The sequence below is a fragment of the uncultured Brevundimonas sp. genome (assembly GCF_937870815.1).
In the GTDB taxonomy this organism is placed as follows: Bacteria; Pseudomonadota; Alphaproteobacteria; order Caulobacterales; family Caulobacteraceae; genus Brevundimonas.
Window position 1 is genome coordinate 1 of the sequence record NZ_CALMZS010000200.1, and the last position, 3,836, is coordinate 3,836.

At 72.1% G+C, this 3,836-nt stretch carries 6 protein-coding genes and 1 tRNA gene; 4 read left to right on the plus strand and 3 right to left on the minus strand.

What is annotated here, in order from left to right:
- Positions 1–94 precede the first annotated feature (94 nt).
- Both Q0588_RS13610 and Q0588_RS13615 read right to left on the minus strand, forming a co-directional pair.
- The gene (locus tag Q0588_RS13610; RefSeq protein ID WP_298747156.1) at positions 95–730 is read right to left on the minus strand and encodes a DUF1109 domain-containing protein; all 636 of its coding nucleotides are present in this window, start codon (positions 728–730) and stop codon (positions 95–97) included.
- Positions 720–1,256 (minus strand): sigma-70 family RNA polymerase sigma factor, encoded by a 537-nt coding sequence (locus Q0588_RS13615; protein WP_366873010.1) that lies wholly within the window; start codon positions 1,254–1,256, stop codon positions 720–722. The genes Q0588_RS13610 and Q0588_RS13615 overlap by 11 nt, the downstream gene beginning before the upstream one ends.
- 156 nt (positions 1,257–1,412) lie before the next feature.
- Between Q0588_RS13615 and Q0588_RS13620 the strand changes: the two genes are divergently transcribed.
- From Q0588_RS13620 to Q0588_RS13635, 4 genes are read left to right on the plus strand one after another with little or no spacing between them, the layout of a single operon-like run.
- On the plus strand, positions 1,413–1,706 hold the full coding sequence (locus Q0588_RS13620; protein ID WP_298747159.1) for a DUF2282 domain-containing protein: 294 nt from the start codon (positions 1,413–1,415) through the stop codon (positions 1,704–1,706).
- Positions 1,706–2,554: a DUF692 domain-containing protein gene (locus Q0588_RS13625; protein WP_298747161.1), complete on the plus strand. Its 849-nt coding sequence runs from the start codon at positions 1,706–1,708 to the stop codon at positions 2,552–2,554. The genes Q0588_RS13620 and Q0588_RS13625 overlap by 1 nt, the downstream gene beginning before the upstream one ends.
- Positions 2,551–3,315 carry a DNA-binding domain-containing protein gene (locus tag Q0588_RS13630; protein WP_298747164.1) on the plus strand — a complete coding sequence of 255 codons (765 nt, stop codon included), beginning with the start codon at positions 2,551–2,553 and terminating at the stop codon, positions 3,313–3,315. The genes Q0588_RS13625 and Q0588_RS13630 overlap by 4 nt, the downstream gene beginning before the upstream one ends.
- Positions 3,312–3,740, plus strand: coding sequence for a DoxX family protein (locus tag Q0588_RS13635; RefSeq protein ID WP_298747166.1), 429 nt, complete (start codon positions 3,312–3,314; stop codon positions 3,738–3,740). The genes Q0588_RS13630 and Q0588_RS13635 overlap by 4 nt, the downstream gene beginning before the upstream one ends.
- 19 nt (positions 3,741–3,759) lie before the next feature.
- Here the strand turns inward: Q0588_RS13635 and Q0588_RS13640 are convergent.
- Positions 3,760–3,836 (minus strand) — tRNA-Arg (locus Q0588_RS13640).

Below are 3,836 nucleotides of genomic sequence, written 5' to 3' on the forward strand. Positions count from 1 at the left end.
AAGGCCGCCCCGCCCGGATGGAAGAGCGTCGGCAGGCACGGCGACGGGTCGAAATGGCGGTGAGGTGGCCGGCGAGGCCGGCGGTCGGCCGCTCCTACCAGCGAAGCGCGAACCGGCCCGCCGCGGCGCCGACGAGGCCGGCGGCGGTGATGCCAAGCGTGTACCAGGTGGCGACGAAGGCGGCGGTCGACTCCGGGCAGTGCAGCACGCCATAGGCGGTCGCCGCTATCGCACCGGTGGCCGCTCCGAAGGCGAAGCCGGCGGCGGACGGACGGGTCGGCGCAAGCGACCGCCCGGCCAGGAATACGGGTATCGCCGCAACCGCCGCCACCATCAGGATATTCGGAACGCACACCCTCCAGGTGTCGCCCAACCAGACGGCCATGCGCTGGTCGGCGGGGGCGGCCGCCAGTTCGATCACGCCCCACAGGATCGCGATGATCACGACGCCGAGCAGCATCACCAGCGGTCCGCGCGTGTCCGCACCGGGCCGGCCCGCCCTGAGACCGAGCCATAGCGCGGCGCCGGCGAGCGCGCCCGTATAAAGCCCCTTCAAAAACAGTGTCGGGGACGACAGCGCCTCGGTCAGGGTGGGACGAACGCCCAGCAGGATAGCCACGGCCGCGACCGAGGCGGCGGCCGCGGCGGCCAGCAACCATGGATTCAACCGGGCCGGGCGGGCGGGCTGCAGGCCGGCGGCCAGGGCGTCGATCAGGTCGTCAGTTTTCACGGGACACGCTGGCCGCGAGGGCCTTCATGGAACGGTGAACGCTGACCTTCGCCGCACCCTCGGTGCAGCCGTTGCGGGCCGCCGCCTCCGCCAGGCTGTAGCCGCCGATGCGCACATCCTCTATCAGGCGGCGCTGGCGCAGCGGCAGGATCGACAGGACCTTCGCCAGGTCCCTCCGTACAACGCCGTCCTCGACCGAATGCTCCGCCAGCAGCACACCGGCGGCCTCGAGCGGAACGTGCGCCCGCCGACCCTGACGGCGGAAGTGGTCGATCAGCTTATAGCGCGCGATGGCGTAGGCCCAGGCCGTGAAGGCCATCGACCGGTCGTAGGTCGCCCGCTTGGCGTGAATCGCGATCAGACAGTCCTGCACAAGGTCCTCGACGTCGGCTTCCAGGCCGATCAGGCGACGCCTGAAAAAGGGGGTCAGGGCGCCGCGCAGCTCGGTCAACAGGGCGCGCCAAGCCACGGGGTCGCCATCGAGTCCCCGCAGCATCAGGCGCTTAAGCTCGGCTTCCCTGTCCACCACGCTCCCCATCCGCGCGAACCCCTCGCGAGGTTACATCGCGCGGGTCGTCGACCGAAGTTTTTCGTTGACCGCGTAACCGCACCCGCACCGCCGTCGAACCCTCTCCCGCCAGGCCGCGCCACACCGGACCGGCCGTGTTGAGGAGACGACCCCATGAACACCCCCGCCCAGATCCTCGTCGGCGCCGGCGCCCTGCTCGCGCTCGGCGTCACCGCCGCCGCCGCCCAGGATCGGCCCGCCCCGGCCGAGGAAGAGAAGATGGAGAAATGCTACGGCGTGGCCCGCGCCGGCCAGAACGACTGCGCCGCCGGCCCGGGCACGAGCTGCGCCGGCACCTCGACCCGCGACTATCAGGGCAACGCCTGGAAGCTGGTCCCCGAAGGCACCTGCACCAGCATCCGCACGCCGCGCGGCAACGGTTCGCTGACCCCCATCGCGAACCGCTGATGTCGAGCCCCCCGACCGCCGGCCTGAGCCTGAAGCCGCAGCATTTCGCGGAGGCCGAGGCCTGTCCGGCGGTCGGGCCCCGGCGCGGGTTGTGGTTCGAGGTCCATCCGGAAAACTACATGGTCGCGGGCGGACCGCGGCTGGGCTGGCTGGAGAGAATCCGCGCGGTGCGGCCCCTGTCCCTGCACGGCGTCGGCCTGTCCCTGGCGGGTGACGAACGGCCCGACCGCGATCATCTCGCCCGCTTCCGGGCCCTGATCGACCGCTTCCGGCCCTTCCTCGTTTCCGAACACCTCGCCTGGTCCCGGCGCGGCGGCGTCTATCACCCCGACCTGCTGCCGGTTCCGCGCAGCCGCGAGATGCTGGCCCTGATCTGCGCCCATGTCGACGAGGCCCAGTCGGCGCTGGGGCGCACCCTGCTGATCGAGAACCCGGCGGCCTATCTGCCGATGAGCGGACACGACTGGGACGAGGTGGAATTCCTCGCGGAGATCGCCCGCCGCACCGGCTGCGGCCTGCTGGTCGACGTCAACAATGTCCACGTCAGCGCCTGCAATCTGGGCCAGTCGGCCGAGGACTGGCTGGACCGCGTGCCGGCGGCCCTGATCGGCGAGATTCATCTGGCCGGCCATCGGCCGGATCCGATCTGGGGCGAGGATCTGCTGATCGACAGCCATGATGCGCCGGTCAGCGAAGCGGTCTGGCGCCTGCACGAGCGGCTGCTGGCCCGCATCGGCCCGCGCCCCACCCTGATCGAGCGCGACGGGCGGGTGCCCGCCTTCAACGAATTGCTGCAGGAACAGGCCCGCGCCGCCGGCGCGCTGGCCTCGACGAGGGCTCCGGCATGACCGCCTTTCACGACGGCTTCGCACTGGCGCTGGAGGGTCGGTTCGACGACCTGTGGCCGCATCTCAGACCGGACGACCGGACCCTGGGCGCCATCGCCGTCTATCGCAACACCTCGATCAAGGGCCGGATCGACGCCCTGGAGGCCAACTATCCCACCGTGTCGCGGCTGGTCGGCGGCGAATGGTTCCGGGCCGCCGCGCGTGAGTTCGTCGAAGACCAGCCCGGCGACGATCCCGTGCTAGCGGGCTTCGGCGGGGGCTTCCCCGCCTGGCTGGCCGCCTTCAAGCCCGCCCGGGACCTGTCGTACCTGCCGCCAGTCGCGCGCCTCGACCGCGCCTGGACCGAGGCCCACCTGGCCCCGGACGCCCGGCCGCTGACGGCGGCGCAGGCGGCCGCGGCCGGACTGGCCCTGACCGCCGCCCCGGCGCGCCTGCACCCGTCCGCCCGGCTGTTCTGGTTCGACTGGACGGCGCCGTCCCTGTGGCTGGCCCACCGCGAGCCCGACGAGGCCGCGGAGCTCCACTGGCGGCCCGGGGCCGAGGGCCTGCTGATCCATCGCCCCGGCGCCGAGGTCCGCGCGCGCCGCCTGAGCCGCGCCGAATGGGCCTTCCTCGACGCGGGCCGCAAAGGCCGTCCGTTCGGCGCCGCCGCCCTGTCCGCCCGCGCCGCGCAACCCGCCGCCGACGCCTCAACCGTGTTCGCCGGTCTCCTCGCCGCCGGCGCCTTCGATTCCAGCTGCATCCGGAGCCCCCAACCGTGACCGTCATCGCCCGCCTCCACGAGCGCATCGCCCGCGCCGTCCCCGAATGGCCGCTGGCCCTGCTGCTACGCGCCGGCGTGGCCGCGCCCTTCTTCCTGTCGGGCCGAACCAAGGTGGACGGCTTGCTGACCCTGTCGCCGTCGACCCGGTACCTGTTCGCCGAAGAGTATCGTGTGCCCCTGCTCCCGCCGGAGACGGCCGCCCTCATGGCGACGTACGCCGAGCATCTGCTGCCCGTGCTGCTGGTGCTCGGCCTCGCGACGCGGCCGGCGGCGCTGGGCCTGCTGGTCATGGCGCTGGTGATCCAGCTGTTCGTGGTTCCCGGCGGCTGGCCGACCCATCTGCTGTGGGCCGGGCCGCTGATCTATCTGATCGCCCGAGGCCCCGGCGCGGCGAGCCTCGACCGCCTTCTGAAGCTGGATTGAGGGGAATGTCGGGAGGGGATGGCGACCCCGGCAGGACTCCAACCTGCGACCTCGGCTTTAGGAAAGCCTTGCTCTATGCAGCTGAGCTACGGGGCC

Bases quoted from the DNA above. Each gene is read 5' to 3' on its own strand.
- Q0588_RS13620 (WP_298747159.1), top strand. From the start codon at position 1,413: ATGAACACCCCCGCCCAGATCCTCGTCGGCGCCGGCGCCCTGCTCGCG.
- Q0588_RS13625 (WP_298747161.1), top strand. From the start codon at position 1,706: ATGTCGAGCCCCCCGACCGCCGGCCTGAGCCTGAAGCCGCAGCATTTC.
- Q0588_RS13630 (WP_298747164.1), top strand. From the start codon at position 2,551: ATGACCGCCTTTCACGACGGCTTCGCACTGGCGCTGGAGGGTCGGTTC.